This window comes from Caballeronia sp. RCC_10, from assembly GCF_041360715.1.
In the GTDB taxonomy this organism is placed as follows: domain Bacteria; phylum Pseudomonadota; class Gammaproteobacteria; order Burkholderiales; family Burkholderiaceae; genus Caballeronia; species Caballeronia grimmiae.
The window spans coordinates 26,482-44,438 of record NZ_JBFUPT010000022.1; the positions used below are offsets into that span (position 1 = coordinate 26,482).

Here is a 17,957-nt window from a genome sequence, read left to right on the forward strand (position 1 = left end):
TTTAGTGCCAGAAAGTCAGTCTCGGCGCACCATCCCGGCATGGCGAGACTCATGAAACAGCACTAAGCGACTCATGCTTGTTCATCGATCTGAACCGGTTGCGATAATCGACCGGACTAATCTGCAGACGGCGCAGGAACGTGCGGCGTAATTTGTCGGTGTCCTCGAAGCCGCATCGATGTGCGATGACTCTCAGCGGCAAGTCCGTGGCTTCCAGGTAGCGCCGCGCGGCATCGATGCGCGCATTGGCGAGATAAGTCATCGGCGTGATGCCGCAATCCTTGGCGAAGATGCGCGAAAGATTGCGCGCGCTCATATGCACGCGTTCCGCGAGCGACGCCACCGTATGATCCACATGCAGGTTATCCAGCATGAATTGCTGGACCTCGATAGTCTGCGAACCAGGCGAAGCCTGCGTTTCCAGCAGCGGACTGAACTGCGACTGCCCGCCCGAGCGCCGCAGATAGACGATCAAATATTTGGCGACATCGAGCGCCATTTGCCGGCCGAAGTCGTCTTCGATCATCGCGAGCGACAGATCGATGCCCGCCGTGTCTCAGTCATGCAAGCGATGCGCGCCAACGACGTGATGCCGCGCAGGTGGCTGCGCGTTCGTGTTTGACTGGACCAATCAAGTCGTCGGATCGACAGGGGAGGTATCGAGGTCCTGAATCGCGCCGATCAACGCTTTATCCGTTCGATCTCAACCTGACGAAGATCAACGCTTCCTGTAGTTCGCGAACACGTCCTTGCGGATCGAACCATGTACGCCCCAGTTCGCATCGACCACCTGTGTCACGCCGAAGTCCGCCGCTACCGACATCAGCGCAATGGCTTCGTCTTCGCTCAAACCATGCACCGTCATCAGGAAGCGGCGCAGCTTGCGAAAGGCATCGCGCATGGCTTTGTCGAGGCTCGCATGCTGCGCCACCTCTACCTGTGCGTTAGTTCCGAGTTCGGCCAGATAGTTGGGGAACGTGAAGCCATATACCGACCATTGCTGATCTGTCTCGAGCAGCGGATGCGTGAGCCCTTCGAGCAGCGTGCCTTCGAGGTCCGCTTTCTTATGCAGGATGAATTCGAAGTCCCCCGTCAAGGAAGTTTCGATAGCCGTGCCGCCTAGCTCGCTGTCGCCCTGCGCGGCGTGCGGGTCGCCCACGGAGAAGAGCGCGCCCTCGACCGCCACCGGGTAATACATGGTCGCGCCCCGGCCGATGCGCCAGTCGTCGATGTTCCCGCCCGTGTAGCTCGGCGGAATGGAACTGACGTAGTCCGCTTCGGCGGGCGCGACGCCCATGGTGCCGAAATGCAGTCGCGCCGGCACGCGGATATCCGGCAAGATGTTTTCGCGCTTCGTCACGAGCCGGTGATCCACCTGCACGCCGGGATAATCGATGATCGCATGCACGATGCCATCCGGGTCGGTCTGCGGCGTCCACACATAATTGTAGACCGCGCGCGCATACGGTTCGCCGGAAGTATCGAGTTCGAAGATGGTCACCACTTCGCGCGGCTTCGGCTCCTCGATCAGATCGTGATACTGAAAGCCCCATGACGCGGCTACGTTCGAGCCGAAGCACTTGCCTGCATGACATGCGCTGCAACTGGGCCGCGGCCTGACATCGAGGATGCGCACTTCGAGCACGTCGCCAACTTCGGCGCCTTCGATTGCCACCGGACCGGTCAGCAGATGCACGCCCACGCCTTCACCGGCGCCCAGGCGGAACGGTCCCTCGGTCGGACCCGCGCCGCGCCGCGAAACGGCCTTGTGCTCGCGCGTCCATTCGAACACGCTCTGCGCGCCCGGATCGCCCGCGATCATGCGCTCGTGGTCGTCGTTCGCGTGATGCGTCAGCGTTTCGATGGTGGCGCGGTCGCCCGACTCGAGCGTGAGGCGTGGTTCTACCCGTTTGCTGAAGTACGCGCAAGTCGTCCTTCCCGGTAAAGGGCATCTCCTGCAGCGTGTCGAGCGTGATGTCGTCGCGGCCGGCCCAGCGCGCGAGTGTCGTCCGATAGAACGCGGACATCGCGCGCAGATACGGCCAGTGAGATGCCCATAGCGCATCCTGATGACGCCGCACTTCGTCGAGCGGGAGCGTCTCGAACGCTTCATCGAAGTAGCCGCCGTGCGTCGGCAAATGAACTGCTACGTTCATGTGTGGTCCTGTGCCGTGTTGGCGTTATTCGGCACGGCGGCGCTTCGCGGCGCGTGCTTCGATCGCGGACCGCTCGACGATTGCCCGTGCGTGGCTCGCGGTGCCGATGGGCCCGGCCGCATCGCTGGCGGCGATGTCGAACCGGTACAGCGCGCCGTCAAGTCGTCAGCAAGGAAAGGAAGTCATGACAGCGCATGGTCCGGCAGCGTCGGCACCGCGCGCATGAGTGCCGGGCGAATCAGGTGATCGAGCACGCGGCGCGTGAGCGTGACGGTTTCATCGACGAAATCGTTCCACTCGCCTTGCCGATGCAGCACGAAAAACTCGCGCCGCGCGAGGCGCCCTTCCGGCAGTGGCAAGACGGCGATCTCGTCGAGATAATGCCGCGCCTGCCACAGGCACAAGGGCGTCGAAATGGCGAAGCCGAGTTTCGCGCTGACGAGACTGAGCAGCGGATCGGTGGCATCGAACTCGTATCGGCGCGGACTGTCGATGCCGAGATGCCGCGCGAAGCGATCGACCTGCTGGCCGATGACCGAGCGCGCCGTATAGCGGATCAGCGGCAGTTCATCGGCGAGCGCGCGCCACGCCGATGCATCGTGCGAAAGCGCCTCGCGTTCCTCGAGCCAGCCGCGCGACACCACGGCGACGAACGCCTCCGAGAACAACGGCACCTCGACGATGCGCGTGTCGTTCAGCGCGGTCTGCGTACACACGACGACATCAACCTCGCGCGCGTGCATCTGCGCCGATAAACCGGGCGTCAGACCCGACCACAACGCGATCTGCCGTGCAGGGCCGGACATCGCGCGGATCAGTTCGGGGCCGACGGTCGCCGCGAACGAATCCACGCAGCCGAGCCGCAAGGGCAACGCGAGCGCGAGCGACGCATCGCCGATGCGCGCGCTCACCCGCTGCGCGTGATCGAGCAGCGGGCCGGCGAGTTCGAGCAGCGCGAGCCCCGCGCGATTCGGACGCGGCGGACGGCTGTCGCGATCGAAAAGGCCCGCGCCCTGCTCGCGCTCCAGCGCCGCGATCGACTGGCTGACCGCGCTCTGGCTTAGGCCGAGGCGGCGCGCCGCCGCCGTCATCGAGCCGGTCTCGCAGACCGCGACGAACGCCTGCAGCGCGCGCAGGTCGAGCGGAGTTGGGATGCGTCTCATCGAAGCTCCGTAATTCTGCCTATTCATGGCGGGCATGGGCGGCGCCCATCATGCATTCATCGGATGCGCGTGATCGCTTCATCAGCGAACCGGCGGGAACGAGCATCAGTTTGCCTTATGCAAAATGGTTCGCGATGCCCAACATATCCTAGCCGCGTCGGATTAGTGACAACAGATGTCGAGTTTGTGCCGGTTCAACCCATTTTGGCCCGGTACATTCGACCAACGCTGGCATCGGGATGCACGGGAGGCCGCAGTGGATACGCTGGTTTTCGTCTGGAATAACGCGGCATCGATCGGGCACATGCTGGTCGATCACGTGCTGCTCGTGCTGGCCGGGGTCGGCTGCGCGATCGTCACGGGCGTCGCACTCGGCATCGTCATCACGCTCAACGAGCGGTTCGCGCGCGTCGTGCTCTATACCGCCGCGATGCTGATGACGATTCCGTCGATCGCGCTCTTCGGCCTGCTGATTCCGGTGCTGTCGCTGATCGGCCAGGGCATCGGTTTTCTGCCCGCCGCCATCGCGCTCTTTCTCTATTCGCAGTTGCCGATCCTGCGCAACACCTACGCGGCGATCCGCAATCTCGATCCCGCGCTGCGCGAAGCCGCGCTCGGCATGGGCATGACGCCGTGGCAGCGGCTTTATCGCGTCGAAATGCCGATCGCCGTGCCGATCATCATGGCGGGCGTGCGCATGGCCGTGGTGATGAACATCGGCATCGCGGCGATCGCGACGTATATCGGCGCGGGCGGGCTCGGGCGGCTCATCAGCCGCGGCATTTCGCAGTCGGACCCGCGTCAGCTCGTGGCGGGCGCGGTGATCGTCGCGCTGCTCGCGATCCTCGCCGATCTCGGCCTCGCCGCGCTGCAATGGCGTCTCACGCCGCAAGGCATGCGGCCGCGCCGCGTGCGTTTTCTCTGGCGGCGCGGCGCGCCCTTCACCAGCACGGCGGTCCAATCGGCGGAGGCACGATGATCGATCTTCGAAACCTGACGAAGCGCTTCGAGTCGCGCGGCGCGAAGCCGGTCGTCGACGATATCTCGATGACCGTCGAGGAAGGCGAACTGTGCGTGCTGCTCGGCCCGTCCGGCTGCGGCAAGACCACGACGCTCAAGATGATCAACCGCCTCGTGCAGCCGACCTCGGGCCAGATCCTGATCGGCGGCGCCGATACGGCGGGCTTCGATATCGTCGAGCTGCGGCGGCGCATCGGCTACGCGATCCAGCAGGTCGGCCTGTTTCCGAACATGACGGTCGCGGAGAACATCGGGCTCGTGCCGCAGATGCTCGGCTGGGACAAGCCGCGCATCCGCGCGCGCACGGAAACGCTGCTCGCGATGGTCTCGCTCGATCCGGCGACCTACATGCCCGCGTATCCGCGCGATCTGTCGGGCGGTCAGCAGCAGCGCGTCGGCGTGGCGCGCGCGCTCGCCGCCGATCCGCCGGTCATGCTGATGGACGAGCCGTTCGGCGCGATCGATCCGATCAACCGCGCGTCGATTCAGGACGAGTTCCGCCACATCCAGAAGAGCCTCAAGAAGACCGTGATGTTCGTGAGCCACGACATCGACGAGGCCATGAAAATGGGCGACAAGGTCGCAATTTTCCGCGACGGCAAGATCGAGCAGATGGCGAGTCCGGACGAGCTGCTCGCGCGTCCGGCGAGCGCGTTCGTCGCGGATTTCGTCGGCGCCGACCGCGCGTTGAAGCGTCTGCGCCTGATGCGCGCGGCCGATGCGGCGCTGGAACCGGCGCGCGTCGCCCGCTGCGGTTTTCCGAGCGCGGATGCCCGCGCGCTGCTGCGCAATCATCTCGCCGATACGCTCGTCGTGCTCGACGCGCAGGACAAACCCGTCGGCCATGTCGGTCCGATGGAACTCGCCGCCGGCGGCGCGACGCTCGACGCCGCGCAAGTGCGCGCGCTGCCCGCCGTCGTGCGCGCGAGCGACGACCTGCGCTCGGTCATGTCGATGCTGCTCGCGCACGGCGCAAGCTGGCTGCCGGGCGTCGACGCGGACGGACGCTTCATCGGTTACGTGACGCACGAACGCATCGCGTCGATGGCGCGCGGTGCGTGCGCGTCGGGCGAGGCATCGCCGCACGCGATCGCGGCCGCGCCACATGCAGCCGAACTCGCGATCGGAGCGGCGCGATGAATCCCCGCTTCGCGCGCATCGTGGCCGGCGCGTCGATCGCGCTGCCCTGCGCATCGGCGCGTGCGGACAACTGGTTTGCATCGATCGGGCAGTATCGCGCGGACATCGTGTATCAGGCGGGCCAGCAAATGCTGATGGTGCTGATCGCGGGCATCGCGGCGATTCTCGTCGCGGTTCCGGTGGGCATCTGGCTGAGCCGTCCCGGCAACGGCCGCGCCGCGCATTTGGTGATGTTCACGCTCAACGCGGGCCAGGCCGTGCCGAAACTCGCGATCCTCGCGCTCGCGATGAGCGTGCTCGGCATCGGCGCGAAGCCCGCAATTCTCGCGCTGTGGCTCGCGACGCTGCTGCCCATCGCGATGAACACCTACGAAGGCATCCGCGCCGTGCCGCCCGCGATGATCGAGGCGGCCAACGGCATCGGCATGACGCAATGGCAGATTCTGCGCAAGGTCGAACTGCCGAACGCGATGTTCGTGATTCTCGCAGGCGTGCGCACCGCGCTCGCCATCACCGTCGGCACCGCGCCGCTCGCGTTTCTCGTCGGCGGCGGCGGGCTCGGCGAACTCATCTTCACCGGCATCGACCTGAACGATTTCCCGATGCTGCTTGCCGGCGCCATTCCGACCGCCCTGCTCGCGGTCGCCACCGACCTGTTCGTCGCGCAGCTGCAGCACTGGCTCGTGCCGCGCGGCGTCAGTCCTCAACGTTGATCCTTCTCCCGGAACCGAAGCCCATGTTCAAGCCGCTTTTGTCACGCAAGCCGTGGTCGCGCCTCGTCGGCGCAACGCTCTTCGCGCTCGCCCTCGGCGCGTTCGGCGCGAGCCAGTCCGCGCGGGCGGCATCGACCATCACCGTCGGCGGGAAGAACTTCACGGAGCAGGTCCTGCTCGCGGAAATGACCACGGAACTGCTGAAGGCGAAGGGCTTCGAGGTCGTGAAGAAGGACGGCATGGGCAGCACGGTGCTGCGTCAGGCGCAGGAGAACGGACAAGTCGACGTGTACTGGGAATACACCGGCACGTCGCTCATCACCTACAACAAGGTCACCGACAAGCTCGATCCGCAGCAGACCTACGCGCGCGTCAAGGAACTCGATGCGCAGAAGGGTCTCGTCTGGCTCGATCCTTCGAAGGCGAACGATACCTACGGCCTCGCGATGAACCGCGACGTCGCGCAGAAGCTCGGCATCGCGACGCTCAGCGATCTCGCGAAGGTGCTCAACAGCGGCAAGGAACTGACCTTCGCGTGCAATTCCGAGTTTTACGCGCGGCCCGACGGCCTGCGTCCGCTGGAAAAGGAATACGGCTTTCACTTCGAGCCGTCCCAGATCAAGCGGATGGATTCGGGCCTCACGTACCAGGCGCTGAAGGATCGTCAGGTCGACACCGCGCTCGTCTTCACGACCGATGGCCGCGTGCCCGCGTTCAGCTTCATCGTGCTGCGCGACGACAAGAACTTCTTCCCCGCCTATGCGCTCACGCCGGTCGTGCGCAAGGCGACGCTCGACGCCAATCCGAAGCTCGCCGACATCCTCAACGCGCTCTCCGCCAAGCTCGACGACGCGACGATGGCGCGCCTGAACGCCGAGGTCGACGTACAGAAGAAGTCGCTCAGCGATGTCTCGGGCGCGTTCCTCAAGTCCGCCGGCCTGCTCTGACCGATGCGCGCGATGGAACCCCTGCTCGTCGCGGCGGCGCAGGTCGAAACGGTCGCCGGCAATCTCGCGGCGAACCTCGCATTGCATCGGCGAATGATCGAAAACGCGGCCGCGCGCGGGGTGCGTCTGCTCGTGTTTCCCGAGTTGTCGCTCGCCGGGCACGGGGCGGGCGAGCACGCGCTGAAGCTCGCCATCACGCGCGACGACCGCGCGCTGCTCGAACTCGCGCGCGACTGCACGTCGCTGTGCGCAGTCGTAGGCTTCATCGAGGAAGCGCCCGGCGCGTTGTTCTACAACAGCGTCGCGACGCTGCATGCGGGGCGCGTCGTGCACGTGCATCGAAAGATTGCGCTGGCAACATATGGCCGGCTCGACGACGGCAAGTTCTACGGACACGGCGAACGTCTCGATCAGTTCGCGTTGCCCGGCGATCCGCGCTGGCGCGTCGCGACGCCGATCTGCGCCGACCTGTGGAGTCCCGCGCTGATGCATCGCCTCGCGCGCGACGGCGCCACGTTGTGCGCCGCGCCGGTGAGTTCCGCCGTCGAAGCCGTCGGCACCGAATTCGACAATCCGCGCGGCTGGGAGACCGTGTTGCGCGCGCATGCGCTCGTCTACGGCTTGCCGGTCGTGTTCGCGAATCGCGTCGGCCAGGAAGGCGCGCTGCATTTCTGGGGCGGCTCGCGCATCGTCGGTCCGCGCGGCGAAACCCTCGCGCAAAGCGAGTCGCCGCGCGAGGAGCTCGTCGTTGCATCGCTCGATTACGACGCTGTGCGCAACGCGCGTTTCGACCTGCCGACGGTGCGCGACGCCCGCGCCATCGATACGATTCTCGCGCAGCGTGCGCCCGGAAACGACATCGTGTCGGTTTCGTGATCGGGTTGGTCGTCTGCCTGTTGGCATCGGCGAAAACGGCGGCAGACAATCGATTCAACTGATCGTTCGCACGGAGAGCATGACGATGATCGACCCGACGCGCGTGCGCGCCGCCCTCGCGCAACGCCGCGACAATTTCTCGCTGCCGCAGCCGTTTTATACCGACGACGCCTTTCACCAGCTCGATATCGACGCGGTCTTCAACGACGAATGGATCTTCGCGTGCAATGGCTGCGAGTTGCGCGAGCCGGGCGATTATCTGACGCTCGAAATTGGTCCGACTTCCGCGATCGTGCTGCGCGATAACGACGGCGAGATTCGCGCGTTCTTCAATACGTGCCGGCATCGCGGCTCGCGCATCTGTCTCGACGAAAAAGGCCACGCGCATCGCCTGACGTGCGCGTATCACCAGTGGGTCTACGAACTCGACGGCTCGCTGCTGCATGCGCGGCAGATGCCCGCGGGCTTCGAGCGCGAAGCGTATGGCTTGCGGCCCGTGCACGTCGCAGTCGTGTGCGGCATGGTCTATATCTGCCTCGCCGATACGCCGCCCGACATCGCGCGCTTTCGCGACGCCGTGACGCCGTACATCGCGCCGCATCAGCCGTGGCGCACGAAAGTCGCCGCCGTCTCGACGATGATCGAGGACGCGAACTGGAAGCTCGTCATCGAGAACAATCGCGAGTGCTATCACTGCGTCGGCAATCATCCGGAACTGCTCGCGACGCTGATCGAATTCGCCCTGCCCGACGATTCCGCCGGCTCGGGCGACTTCCGTTTGCTGATGGACGCGCAAGCCTCGAAGTGGGAACGTCACGGCCTGCCGCATCTGCCCGCCGATGGCGGCGACGAGTTCCGCTGCATCCGGCTGCCATTTCATCGCGGCGCGGTGTCGTTCACGCCGGACGGATCGCCCGCATGCGCGAAGCTGCTCGGCGATCTCACCGAGCCCGATCTCGGTTCGGTGCGCATGTTCCGCGTGCCGAACAACTGGAACCACTTTCTCGCGGATCACATCATTCACTTCCGGATTCTGCCGCTGTCGGCGTCGCGCACGATGCTGCGCACGACCTGGCTCGTGCATGAAGACGCGGTCGAAGGCGTCGACTACGACATCGACAAGCTGACCTCGGTGTGGAACGCGACCAACAAGCAGGACGCGCGGCTCGCGGCAAACAATCAGCTCGGCGTCGGGTCCATCGCTTACACGCCGGGTCCGTATGCGCCGTCCGAATTCATGCTGCGCAACTTCACCAACTGGTATGCGAACAAGCTCGCGTCGTATCTCGACGGCACGCATGCGCATCGTTCGATCGAACTGAAGGTGTCGAATGGCTGACGTGCTGGTCGAAGCGCAAACGCTAGTCGTGTCCGACGAAGCGCAGGCGCGCACGCTCGAATGCATCGCCGTGCGCGATGAAGCGCCGGGCGTCAAGACGTTTCGCCTGCGCGATCCGCACGCGGACGGCGCGCGCCGCTTCGCGCCCGGTCAGGCGATGCTGCTCACGCTCGATATCGACGGCGTGCGTCACGACCGCACGTTTTCGATCGCGTCGTCGCCCGTCGAGCGCGACGTGCTCGAACTCACGATCAAGGCGCAGGCGGACGGCGTCGCCACGCGCTGGCTGCACGAGCGTCTGACGCCGGGAACGCGCATCGACGCGCGCTATCCGCTCGGCCGCTTCACGCTCGACGCAGCGAACGCGGCGCCGCTTGCGTTTGTATCGGCGGGATCGGGCGCATCGCCGCTGATGTCGATGTTGCGCACGCTCGCGCATAGCCAGCCGGATGCGGATGTCGCATGGCTGCATAGCGCGCGCAACGCCGCCGACATTCTTTTCGCCGATGAACTCGCGGCGCTTCAGTCGCGCATGCCGAATCTTAAGGTCAGCGTGTGGCTGAGCGCGCCCGCGCCGGGCTGGTTCGGCTTGCGTGGACGCATCACGCGCGGCACGCTCTGGGCGATCGCGCCCGACTTCGGACGCCGCACGGTGTATTGCTGCGGACCGGCGGGCTTCATGCAGAGCATCCGGCAGATTCACGCGGCCGAAGGCGCACGACGCGCGGCGTTTCATATCGAGCATTTCGGGCCCGTGCCCGTCGAGGCGTCGCAACACGATGTCTTGCCATCGCCGGACGCCGTTCATCACGCCACACTGGGCGATAAACGCTTCGACGTGCGCGCGGGCGAAACGCTGCTCGTCGCCGCGACGCGTCAGCAAGTGGTGATTCCGTGCGGCTGCGCGAGCGGCTTGTGCGGCACATGCAAGGTGCGCCGCGTGTCCGGCGTCGTATCGATGCAGCACGCGGGCGGTTTATCGGCCGCCGAGGAAGCGCAGGGCTTCATTCTCGCGTGCTCCAGCCGTCCATCCACCGACGTCGAAATCGCCTTCCGATGATGAAGCCAGCTCCGCCGCTGCAAGACGACGCCAGCCGCTTCACGCACGCGTTGCGCTTCGACATGCTGCCCGATGCCGTCGTGCGCGATGCGCAGCGCCGTCTGCTCGACCTCTTCGCCGTCGCGGCGGCGGGCACATCGACGTGCATGTCGTCGATCGCGCGCGAACACACGCTCGATTGCTTCGCGGCGGGCCGCACGCCCGCGCGCATGTTGTTCGACGGACGCATCGCGAGCGCGGCGGGAGCGGCCTTCGCGGGCGCGGCGACCATCGACAGTTTCGACGGCCACGACGGCCACGCGCTCACCAAGGGGCACGCGGGCGTCACCGTGCTGCCCGCGCTGCTCGCGATGACCGAACGCGTGCCCGGCATGAGCGGGCGCGAGTTCATCGTGCAGACAGTGCTCGGCTACGAACTCGGCACCCGCGCGGGCATCGCGCTGCATGCGACGAGCCGCGAATATCACACGTCGGGCGCGTGGAATGCGCTCGCGGCGGCGGCCATCGCGAGCCGCGCGCTCGGCTTCGACGTGCCGATGACGCGTCATGCGCTCGGCATCGCGGAGTATCACGGGCCGCGCTCGGACATGATGCGCTGCATCGATCATCCGACGATGCTGAAGGACGGCTCGTGCTGGGGCGCGCTAGCGGGCATCAGCGCGGCGCTGCTCGCCTCGCGTGGCTTCACCGGCGCGCCCGCGACGACCGTCGAACGCGACGCGCCCGCGATGTTTGCCGATCTCGGCGAGCGCTGGCTGATCCTCGAACAGTATGTGAAGCCGTATCCGGTATGCCGCTGGGCGCATCCGTCGATTGCGGCGGCGCTCGCGGTGCGCGCGCAGGCCGCCTTCGACGCGACCAGCGTCGAACGTGTGGAAATCGAAACTTTTCACGAAGCGAAGCGCCTGTGGTCCGACGCGCCGCGCACCACCGAGGAAGCGCAATACGGCGTGCTGTTTCCCGTCGCCGCCGCGTTGCTGCATGGCCGCGTGGACGCGGACACCATCGGCGATGAAGGACTGATCGATCCCGCCGTGCGCGCGCTGCTGCCGCGCCTCGTCACGCACGAGCGCGCGGACTTCAACGCGGCGTTTCCCGCCGAGCGCTGGGCGCGCGTGACGGTCGAACTGCGCGATGGCCGGCGCCTCGACTCCGGCGCGATGCAGGCGAGCGGCGATCCCGCGCGCCCGATGACGCCTGAAGCCGAACGCGGCAAGTTCCGCGGGTTGACCGGAGCGCGCTTCGGCGCACGCTTCGCAAGCGAACTCGAAGCCGCCGTCGATGCGCTCGCCGAACCTCACGCGAGCGCGTCGACGTTATGCGAACTCGTGCTGAACGCGCCCAACTTTACGCAATGAGAGTCCCGATGGACAACGAAGCCATGCAAACGCCCTTCTACGATCCCGCATCCGTCGCCGGCAAGGCGCCGCCCGTCGATGAATCGACCGATCTGCTGATCGTCGGCGCGGGTCCGGCGGGCATCGCGGCTGCGCTCGAAGCGGCGGGACGCGGCGTCAGCGTGACGCTCGTCGATGAAAACCCGGTGCCACTCCACACGATGGGCGAGGACGTGCCGCTGCATTTCGGCGGCCGCATGGGCGCCGTGGCCGGCAACGCCAACGCGATGCTCGAAGCCATGCTCGACGCGCGCCCCGAACTCGGCGATGCGCTGGAAGCCGGCGTCGACGTGAAGCTCGGCACGGCGGTCTGGGGCCTCTTTCCGCACGGCCCGGCGAGCGCGTGGATGGACACGCACGTTGCCGGTCTCGCCGATGCGTCGCGTACGTGGCTCATCGGCTTCAAACAGGTGATCGTCGCATCCGGACGGCGCGACATGGGCCTCGCCTTCGACGGCTGGCAGCGTCCCGGCGTGATGGGCGCGAGCGCCGCGTGGCGGCTCGCCGTGCTCTACGGCGCACTCGATGCGCGCCGCGCCGTGCTGGTCGGCAGCGACACACACGCGCTGAACATCGCCGTCGATCTGATGGCGCGCGGCGTGCGGATCGTCGCGGTGATCGAACAGTCCGACGCGATCGTCGGCGATGCCGCGCTCGCGTCGCAACTCGAAGCGGGTGGCGCGCGCCTGCTCACGCGGCACGTCGTGCGGCACGCGCGCGGCGATGCGTACGGCGTCACGTCGGTCGAAGCGGCATCGCCCCATGCGGACACGTCGGTCACTTTCGAATGCGATACGGTGCTGCTCGGCATCGCCGCGCTGCCCGCGATCGAACTGCTCGAAGCGGCCGGCTGCGCCACGACATTCGATGCGGCGCGCGGCGGTCACGTCGCCCAGGTCGATGCGATGCAGCGCACGTCGCTGCCGTTCGCGTATGCGGCGGGCGACTGCGCGGGCGTGTGGGCATCGAAGAGCCGCGATGACGGCATCGCGCGGGAAGAAGGCCGGCGCGCGGCGCGTTCGGCGCTCGATGCTCCGGGCGTTTGCGGCACCGCGCAGGTCACGCAGCCCGACGCGCCCGCGCACGACATCGCCGCGTCGCGCGTGGCGTGGGTGCGCGCGAGCGTGCTCGGCGCGGCGGGCGAGCCGTTCGTGTGCCAGTGCGAGGAAGTCACCGCGCGCGAAATCCTCGACGTGCGTCCGCCGCGTTATCTCGACTGGCATCCCGCCAACGCGGCGCACGACACGCGCGGCGTCGCCGGACTCGCACGCAGCGGCCCGCCGAATCCCGATGCGGTCAAGCGGCTCACGCGCGCCTGCATGGGTCCGTGTCAGGGCCGCCGATGCCGCGAACAAGTGGCGGCGCTGCTCGCGATCGGCTCCGGCTGCGCGCTGCCGCACATTCCGCTCGCGACGTTCCGCGCGCCGGTGCGTCCGCTCGCGCTGCGGCAACTCGCGGACGTGGCCGAAGCCTCGTCGACGGGCTCGCATTGGGATAGCTGGTTCGGCATGGCGTCGCAATGGGTGCCGTTCTGGCGCGTTGATCCGCTGTATCGAGCGGGCACGCGGCAGACCGGAGAACCGGTGGCGAGTGAATAGCGGCATCGTTTTTACGTCGACATAACCAGGCCAATCACGCAATCGAAGGCGCGCAAGCATGAACACATCGACAGCAGACAAACTCAAGGGCGCATCGGTGGTCATCGTCGGCGGCGGCGTGACGGGGCTCTCCGCGGGATGGTGGCTCGCGCGCGAGGGCATCGACGTGCTCGTGCTCGAAGCGGGCATGATCGGCTGGGGCGCGTCGGGACGTAACGGCGGCGGCTGCTCGCATCATCACAGCCCGCTCTTCATGGAAGAACAACGACTCTGGCCGATGATGGACGACCTGCTCGGTTATCCGACGGAGTTTTGCCGCGAGCGCATCCGCATTGCGCTCGACGAGCATCAGTTCAGGCTGTATCGCCGGGCGCTTGAAAACGGCGAGCATCATGGCCTGCGCTCCGAAGTGCTCGATGCCAGGCAGGTGCGCGAACTCGTGCCGCTCACGGGCGACAACGTGTATGCCGGTTATTTCTATCACTTCGGCGGACATGCGAATCCGCATCGCACGTTGCAGGCTTATGCGTGGGCGATGGAAGATCACGGCGCGCGCATCCTGCAGCATACGCCGGTGACGGGCTTCGTCACGCAAGGCGGGCGCGTAAGCGCCGTGCAGACGCCGAACGAAGACTTCGCCTGCGATCATCTCGTGATCGCGGCCGGCCCGCATACGGGCGTGCTCGCGGCGCAACTCGGCATCGACGTGCCGCTCGCGGCGGCGCGCGCGGAGATGATCGTCACCGAACCGCTTCCGCTGATGCCGCTCGGCGGCGTCGACGGCAACGGCCTCTACGGACGGCAGACGCTGCGCGGCAATCTCGCGTTCGGCGGCGGTCCGCACGAATGGATCGGACTCGATGACGTGCGCAACGTGCGTGCGCATTCGACGCCGCTTCAATGCAGCATCGCCGCACGGCTCGCGGCGCTGCTGCCGAAGGCCGCGCACGCGAAGGTCATCCGCAGTTGGGCGGGCTATATCGAGAACACGCCGGATGGACGGCCCGTGATCGATCGTCCGGTTGCGCAAGAGAACGTGACGGTCGCGACGTTATCGAGCGTGGGCTTCGGCCTGTCGCCGGCGAGCGGCCACGCGATCCGCGATCTGGTCGTCGACGGGCGATGCGGATTCGCCGATCTCTCGTCGCTGTCGCTTGCGCGCTTCGCGCATCTGGAACCGCACTGGCGCGAACTTCAAGGCTGGCTGCCCCTGCCGCTGCGAGCCACGGCGCCGGTGCTCGAAACCGCATAAGCGCGTCACGATTTCGGCTGCGCCGCGCGCAACTCCGTCGGACTGATGCCGTACGCGCGACGCACCCAGCGCGCCAGATGCGACGGCGACGCGAATCCCGTCGCCAAGGCGACATCGGCGACGGGCACGCTCGAATAGGTCAGCATGTCGTGCGCGCGCTCCAGCCGCAACTGCACGTAATAGCGCGCGGGCGTCGCGTTCAGATGCCGAAGGAACAGACGCTCCATCTGCCGCGACGTCATGCCGATGGCCGAGCCGATATCGTTGATCTGCAACGGCGTCTCGACATGCGCGCGCATCATTTCAATGGCCCGGCGGATGCCGCGCGGCAAACTCGCGTGATTCTGATCGCGCCAGCCGCGCTGATCGTCGGCGGTATCGCGCATGCGTTCGTGATGAAACTGATTGGCGACGCGCACCGCGAGATCGCTGCCCTGCTGAGTCTTGATGAGATGCAGCATCATGTCCATCGCGGCGATGCCGCCCGAGCACGTCATGCGGTCGCGATCGATCTCGAACAGCTTGCTGCTGCATAGCAGGTCGGGAAACGCCTCCGTGAACGCGGGGAGATTCTCCCAGTGGATCGTGCAATGGTAGCCGTCGAGCAAGCCCGCGAGCGCGAGCAGATAGGTCGCCGTCGAAAGCGAACCGATGACCGCCTGCGTGCGTGCCGCGCGCTTCAACGCCGCGACGAAGGCCGGTTCGAGCGCGGGCGCGAGACGCAGGCCGCCGCAGACGAACACGTAATCGGCGTCCTTGTACACGTCGTCGAACGTGCGCGCCGCGAGCGCAATGCCGCTCGACGAATGCACCGGCTCGCCGTCGAGACTCACGAGCGTCCAGTCGTAAAGCGTGTCGCCCGCGAGGCGATTGGCCGAGCGCAGCGGCTCGATGGCGGACGACAGGCTCATCATCGACAAGCCGTCCGCGAGCAGAAAGACGAACCGGCGCGGCCCGGCATCGGACGAACGAGAGTGAGAGATCAAAGCGCGGCGCGTGAGATGGACCATGAAAACCTCCGCGTAAACGAAGGCGCCTTGTTCGATGCGTGTGCCCGTCATTATCGCCGCGAAAATACCCGTGCGAACAGAGCGCGGCGAAGCTTATACGGCAGAATGGGCGCGGGAGGAAACCATGCGAAACACTTTCGTCGGGGTAGACCTGCGTGCATTGCAGGCGTTCGTGGCGGTCTGCGAAACGCGTTCGATGACCGAGGCCGCGCGTGTGCTGGGCGTCACGCAAAGCGCGGTGAGCCAGCTCATCGCGGCACTCGAACGCGAACAGGGCGTGGCGCTGTTCGATCGCGAGTTCAGACCGGTGCGGCCCAACGCGGCGGGCCGCATTCTGCTCGAACAGGCGGGCGCGCTGCTCGGACATGCGCAGGCGGTTTCGCATAACGTGCGCAACGCGACGAGCGAAGGCGTGTCGAGTCTGCGCATCGGCTGCGTGGATTCGTTCGCGGCGAGCGTCGGGCCGCATCTCGTGCAGCGCCTGTCCGACCGCATGAAGACGCTCTCGATGTGGTCCGGCCTCACGCCGACGCTTAGCGAACAACTCGCCAATCGCGAACTCGATCTCGCCATCTGCACCGAAGCGACGCTCGATCCGCGCCGCGTCGAATTGCGTCCGCTGTTCTCGGAGACGTTCGTCGCCGTTGCGCCGAGAACGTTCGGCGCGGGCCGCAAGCCGCGCGACTTTCACGACGTCGTACGCGAACTGCCGCTGTTGCGTTACACGGGACGCTCGCTGATCGGGCAACAGGTCGAGCGGCTCGTCAGGCACATGAACTTCCATGCGCCCAACCGCTACGAGTTCGACGACACCGATCCGCTGCTCAGTCTCGTCGCGTCCGGTTTCGGCTGCGCGATCACATCACCGCTGTGTCTGTGGCAATCGCGCGCCCATCTGCCGGACGTGACGGTCGTGCCGCTGCCCGCCACGCGCATCGGGCATCGACACTTCTACATTCTCACGCGCCGCTCCGAATGGTCCGCGATGGCCGATGCCGTGTCGCGCGAGTCCATCGCCGTCGCGCGCGACGTGATCGCGCCGGGATTGCTCGCCGCCCTGCCCGGCATGCCCGCCGAACTGTTCGACGTCTACGCTCATGACCTCGATGCGCGAGGCGCAGCATGAAATTAGCGGAACTGCTTCAAAACATAAGAGTTTCTGATTCGGTCAGATGGCTTAATGACCGGGCGACGTTCGCCACTACCATCGGCAACAGACCGCCGGACCCACCTCACATTCAGACAGGGCATAACGATGACAAGCAATCGCCGTACATTTCTGAAGCAGGCATCCTGGATCGGCGCGGCTGCGGCCACGGCGGGTTTCGGCGCGGGATTCGCGCCGCTCGCGCGCGCGGCGACGACCGTGAATTACGGCGGCTCGGCGTGGCTCGGCCACTACGCGGCGTATGTCGCGATGAAGACCGATATCTTCACGAAGCTCGGCATCGACTGCCGGTGGCAATCGTTCTCGACGTCCTCGGCGCGCATGGGCGCGGTGATGGCGGGCAATATCGATATCGCGGGCACGGGCGTCGTCTCGGCGCTCGCGCTGATGGCCAACGGCGCGAAGCAGTTCCAGCTCATCTCCACGCCCAATAACTTCGGCAAGTCAGAAGGGCTGCTCGTGCGCAGCAACGTGAAGTCGCTCGCGGATCTCAAGGGCAGGAAGATCGGCGTCACGTATGCATCGAGTTCGCATGTGCTGCTGCTCGACGTGCTGCGTCAGGCCAACATGGACCCGGCCAAGGACGTGAGCATCATCAATCTGCCCGCGAACGAACTGCTCACCGCTTATCGCGGCAATCAGATCGATGCCGCCGCCGCATGGACGCCGACCTTCGACCGCATCAGGGCGCTGCCCGACACCAAGCTCCTGCTCGACGATTCGTCGTTCTCGCTCTACAAGCAGTATCAATTGACGCCGGGACCGGACGTGCTGCTGGTGCGCACGGCGTTCGCGAGTGCGCATCCCGAGGTGCCGAAGGCCTTTCTGCAGGGCATCGCGCAGGCCAGCGACATGATGACGCAAAGCCCCGAAAAGGCGGCGCCCATTCTGATGACGCTCACGAACCTGTCGGAAGACGAACAACTGGCGATTCTCAAGCAGACGCAGTGGTATTCGCACGCGCAGCAGAAAGCGCTTTTCGTGGGCAGCGGCGGCAAGCCGGGACCGTTCGTCGATGGCGTGCAGAAGCTCTCCGACATGCTCGTCGATCTGAAGCAGATCGATCAGTCGCCGAAGGTAGCGGACTGGATCAACGCAACTTATCTGTGAGCCTCGAC

16 protein-coding genes are annotated in these 17,957 nt (G+C 66.2%); 12 read left to right on the top strand and 4 right to left on the bottom strand.

Annotated elements, in window-relative coordinates; all coding sequences use genetic code 11:
- Positions 1–49: 49 nt before the first annotated feature.
- The 3 genes from AB6804_RS25925 to AB6804_RS25935 form a co-directional block, all read right to left on the bottom strand.
- On the bottom strand, positions 50–526 hold the full coding sequence (locus AB6804_RS25925) for a GlxA family transcriptional regulator (RefSeq protein ID WP_370888864.1): 477 nt from the start codon (positions 524–526) through the stop codon (positions 50–52).
- Between the two features lie 192 nt (positions 527–718).
- Positions 719–1,822 carry an acetamidase/formamidase family protein gene (locus AB6804_RS25930; protein WP_370888865.1) on the bottom strand — a complete coding sequence of 368 codons (1,104 nt, stop codon included), beginning with the start codon at positions 1,820–1,822 and terminating at the stop codon, positions 719–721.
- A 516-nt stretch (positions 1,823–2,338) separates the two neighbouring features.
- Positions 2,339–3,319, bottom strand: coding sequence for a LysR family transcriptional regulator (locus AB6804_RS25935; protein WP_370888866.1), 981 nt, complete (start codon positions 3,317–3,319; stop codon positions 2,339–2,341).
- Between the two features lie 256 nt (positions 3,320–3,575).
- On the opposite strand from AB6804_RS25935, the gene AB6804_RS25940 reads away from it, so the two are divergent.
- The 10 genes from AB6804_RS25940 (at position 3,576) to AB6804_RS25985 (ending at position 14,661) form a co-directional block, all read left to right on the top strand.
- Positions 3,576–4,298 (top strand): ABC transporter permease, encoded by a 723-nt coding sequence (locus tag AB6804_RS25940; RefSeq protein WP_370888867.1) that lies wholly within the window; start codon positions 3,576–3,578, stop codon positions 4,296–4,298.
- The gene (locus AB6804_RS25945) at positions 4,295–5,479 is read left to right on the top strand and encodes an ATP-binding cassette domain-containing protein (protein ID WP_370888868.1); all 1,185 of its coding nucleotides are present in this window, start codon (positions 4,295–4,297) and stop codon (positions 5,477–5,479) included. Before AB6804_RS25940 ends, AB6804_RS25945 begins: the two co-directional genes overlap by 4 nt.
- Positions 5,476–6,192 (top strand): ABC transporter permease, encoded by a 717-nt coding sequence (locus AB6804_RS25950; RefSeq protein WP_370888869.1) that lies wholly within the window; start codon positions 5,476–5,478, stop codon positions 6,190–6,192. Before AB6804_RS25945 ends, AB6804_RS25950 begins: the two co-directional genes overlap by 4 nt.
- A gap of 23 nt (positions 6,193–6,215) precedes the next feature.
- The gene (locus AB6804_RS25955; RefSeq protein ID WP_370888870.1) at positions 6,216–7,139 is read left to right on the top strand and encodes a glycine betaine ABC transporter substrate-binding protein; all 924 of its coding nucleotides are present in this window, start codon (positions 6,216–6,218) and stop codon (positions 7,137–7,139) included.
- Between the two features lie 12 nt (positions 7,140–7,151).
- Positions 7,152–8,015, top strand: a complete 864-nt coding sequence (locus AB6804_RS25960; protein ID WP_370888871.1) for a nitrilase-related carbon-nitrogen hydrolase — start codon at positions 7,152–7,154, stop codon at positions 8,013–8,015.
- 79 nt (positions 8,016–8,094) lie between these two features.
- Positions 8,095–9,354 (top strand): SRPBCC family protein, encoded by a 1,260-nt coding sequence (locus tag AB6804_RS25965; protein ID WP_370888872.1) that lies wholly within the window; start codon positions 8,095–8,097, stop codon positions 9,352–9,354.
- On the top strand, positions 9,347–10,414 hold the full coding sequence (locus AB6804_RS25970; RefSeq protein ID WP_370888873.1) for a 2Fe-2S iron-sulfur cluster-binding protein: 1,068 nt from the start codon (positions 9,347–9,349) through the stop codon (positions 10,412–10,414). Before AB6804_RS25965 ends, AB6804_RS25970 begins: the two co-directional genes overlap by 8 nt.
- Positions 10,411–11,772 (top strand): MmgE/PrpD family protein, encoded by a 1,362-nt coding sequence (locus AB6804_RS25975; RefSeq protein ID WP_370888874.1) that lies wholly within the window; start codon positions 10,411–10,413, stop codon positions 11,770–11,772. Before AB6804_RS25970 ends, AB6804_RS25975 begins: the two co-directional genes overlap by 4 nt.
- Positions 11,773–11,780: 8 nt before the next feature.
- Complete coding sequence (locus AB6804_RS25980; RefSeq protein WP_370888875.1) at positions 11,781–13,409, top strand: NAD(P)/FAD-dependent oxidoreductase; 1,629 nt, start codon at positions 11,781–11,783, stop codon at positions 13,407–13,409.
- Between the two features lie 58 nt (positions 13,410–13,467).
- Complete coding sequence (locus AB6804_RS25985; RefSeq protein ID WP_370888876.1) at positions 13,468–14,661, top strand: NAD(P)/FAD-dependent oxidoreductase; 1,194 nt, start codon at positions 13,468–13,470, stop codon at positions 14,659–14,661.
- A gap of 5 nt (positions 14,662–14,666) precedes the next feature.
- Here AB6804_RS25985 and AB6804_RS25990 read toward each other — a convergent pair whose 3' ends face one another.
- Positions 14,667–15,671 (bottom strand): GlxA family transcriptional regulator, encoded by a 1,005-nt coding sequence (locus tag AB6804_RS25990; protein ID WP_370888877.1) that lies wholly within the window; start codon positions 15,669–15,671, stop codon positions 14,667–14,669.
- A 124-nt stretch (positions 15,672–15,795) separates the two neighbouring features.
- Between AB6804_RS25990 and AB6804_RS25995 the strand changes: the two genes are divergently transcribed.
- A complete protein-coding gene (locus tag AB6804_RS25995) occupies positions 15,796–16,797 on the top strand; it encodes a LysR family transcriptional regulator (protein WP_370888878.1) in 1,002 nt (333 codons plus the stop codon).
- Between the two features lie 129 nt (positions 16,798–16,926).
- A complete protein-coding gene (locus tag AB6804_RS26000) occupies positions 16,927–17,949 on the top strand; it encodes an ABC transporter substrate-binding protein (RefSeq protein WP_370888879.1) in 1,023 nt (340 codons plus the stop codon).
- Positions 17,950–17,957 lie beyond the last annotated feature (8 nt).

Bases quoted from the DNA above. Each gene is read 5' to 3' on its own strand.
- AB6804_RS25930 (WP_370888865.1), bottom strand. From the start codon at position 1,822: ATGATCGCGGGCGATCCGGGCGCGCAGAGCGTGTTCGAATGGACGCGC.
- AB6804_RS25925 (WP_370888864.1), bottom strand. From the start codon at position 526: ATGATCGAAGACGACTTCGGCCGGCAAATGGCGCTCGATGTCGCCAAA.
- AB6804_RS25970 (WP_370888873.1), top strand. From the start codon at position 9,347: ATGGCTGACGTGCTGGTCGAAGCGCAAACGCTAGTCGTGTCCGACGAA.
- AB6804_RS25990 (WP_370888877.1), bottom strand. From the start codon at position 15,671: ATGGTCCATCTCACGCGCCGCGCTTTGATCTCTCACTCTCGTTCGTCC.
- AB6804_RS25955 (WP_370888870.1), top strand. From the start codon at position 6,216: ATGTTCAAGCCGCTTTTGTCACGCAAGCCGTGGTCGCGCCTCGTCGGC.
- AB6804_RS25945 (WP_370888868.1), top strand. From the start codon at position 4,295: ATGATCGATCTTCGAAACCTGACGAAGCGCTTCGAGTCGCGCGGCGCG.
- AB6804_RS26000 (WP_370888879.1), top strand. From the start codon at position 16,927: ATGACAAGCAATCGCCGTACATTTCTGAAGCAGGCATCCTGGATCGGC.
- AB6804_RS25995 (WP_370888878.1), top strand. From the start codon at position 15,796: ATGCGAAACACTTTCGTCGGGGTAGACCTGCGTGCATTGCAGGCGTTC.
- AB6804_RS25960 (WP_370888871.1), top strand. From the start codon at position 7,152: ATGGAACCCCTGCTCGTCGCGGCGGCGCAGGTCGAAACGGTCGCCGGC.
- AB6804_RS25975 (WP_370888874.1), top strand. From the start codon at position 10,411: ATGATGAAGCCAGCTCCGCCGCTGCAAGACGACGCCAGCCGCTTCACG.
- AB6804_RS25950 (WP_370888869.1), top strand. From the start codon at position 5,476: ATGAATCCCCGCTTCGCGCGCATCGTGGCCGGCGCGTCGATCGCGCTG.
- AB6804_RS25980 (WP_370888875.1), top strand. From the start codon at position 11,781: ATGGACAACGAAGCCATGCAAACGCCCTTCTACGATCCCGCATCCGTC.
- AB6804_RS25985 (WP_370888876.1), top strand. From the start codon at position 13,468: ATGAACACATCGACAGCAGACAAACTCAAGGGCGCATCGGTGGTCATC.
- AB6804_RS25965 (WP_370888872.1), top strand. From the start codon at position 8,095: ATGACGATGATCGACCCGACGCGCGTGCGCGCCGCCCTCGCGCAACGC.
- AB6804_RS25935 (WP_370888866.1), bottom strand. From the start codon at position 3,319: ATGAGACGCATCCCAACTCCGCTCGACCTGCGCGCGCTGCAGGCGTTC.